Origin of the sequence: Nostoc sp. 106C, assembly GCF_002154725.1 — a bacterium.
Taxonomy (GTDB): Bacteria; Cyanobacteriota; Cyanobacteriia; order Cyanobacteriales; family Nostocaceae; genus Aulosira.
Window position 1 is genome coordinate 1 of the sequence record NZ_MTAW01000190.1, and the last position, 1,322, is coordinate 1,322.

General features: G+C 41.1%; 1 protein-coding gene. It reads left to right on the forward strand.

The window, feature by feature from the left end; genetic code table 11:
- Window positions 1-102: 102 nt before the first annotated feature.
- Window positions 103-1,302, forward strand: a complete 1,200-nt coding sequence (locus BV375_RS29225; protein WP_086767033.1) for an IS4 family transposase — start codon at window positions 103-105, stop codon at window positions 1,300-1,302.
- Window positions 1,303-1,322 lie beyond the last annotated feature (20 nt).

Sequence of the window (1,322 nt, forward strand, 5' to 3'; positions counted from 1 at the left end):
CTTAGAGGGTGACAAGGCAACTCTAAGCTATGCAGGACAAAAATTTGAGAAGATAGTGAAGACAAAAAATAGGGAGCATTTTTGTGGCTCCCTGGAAAAAATATGTTTCCTGGATCTTACCAAAAAACCCTGCGTGCCCATCTGAATGAAAGCCAGTATCTAACCATACAGCTTCTGTTGTTATTGCTACAAGTTCATCGTCAGGTCAAACTCTCCGTTTTAGCTAGCGTCTTTCCCCAACCGATTCAATATGGCAGTCGCAAACGCAACCTACAAAGATTTTTGAACTTGCCTCGACTCAATGTCAAACTTTTGTGGTTTCCCTTGATAAAATATTGGATTAGACAAGTACAAACGGGACGGAACTTAAATCGAGATCAGCGTCGTCGTCTCCAGAGACTCAAACACCATAAATATGGATATTGGATGATCGCAATTGACCGGACGCAATGGAAAGGACGGAATGTATTTATGGTGAGCTTAGTCTGGGGAACTCATGCGCTTCCTTTGTATTGGGAGGTGTTAAAACAGGTAGGAAACAGTAATTTTCATACTCAAAAACGGCTTCTGAAAACAGTGCTGACTCTCTTGAAAAATTATCCTGTTTTAGTATTAGGAGACCGAGAATTTCACAGTCCTAAACTGGCTCAATGGCTTAATGAGCGGGGTGTATTCTTTGCCCTAAGGCAGAAAAAAGACCTCCATTTCCAATCAGCATTGAATGAGGAGTATCAAGTCCTTAAAAATCTTGGATTCAAACCGGGAATGTCTAAATTTTATCAGGGAATTTTGTGCAATAAAGGGGATGTATTAGGACTATTTAATCTGGCGGTCTATTGGAGACGAAAATATAATAATAAGGGAGCAAAAGAACCTTGGTATATCTTAACTAACCTTCCAACATTAAAACAAGCATTGGCAGTGTATCGTTGTCGTTGGGGCATTGAACAAATGTTCAAGGATTGTAAAACAGGTGGCTACAACTTAGAAGAAACCAAGGTTAATGAAACCCGTTTTTTAGCCTTAGTCTTGTTGATTGCGCTGGCTTATAGTTTGGCGACAATGCAGGGGCAACAGATGAAAAAATTAGGGATAGATATTTATGCTGGACGTATCCTAGAACACAAAGAACAGACCCCACGGCAGAGTGACTTTAGCTTTGGACTCTACGGACAAAGATGGCGTTACGGGATGGAATTATGGGCAGATTGGGTTCTGAGTCTGATTGCGCTCAAACCCCATAAACGGCTTTATTTTCAACGTGGTTTCTATGCCCTATCCCTTATGCAGCAACCTTTATAGGTAGGTTGTCACCCTCTGAG

Excerpts from the sequence above, each read along its gene's own strand:
- BV375_RS29225 (WP_086767033.1), top strand. The coding sequence starts at position 103 with ATGTTTCCTGGATCTTACCAAAAAACCCTGCGTGCCCATCTGAATGAA.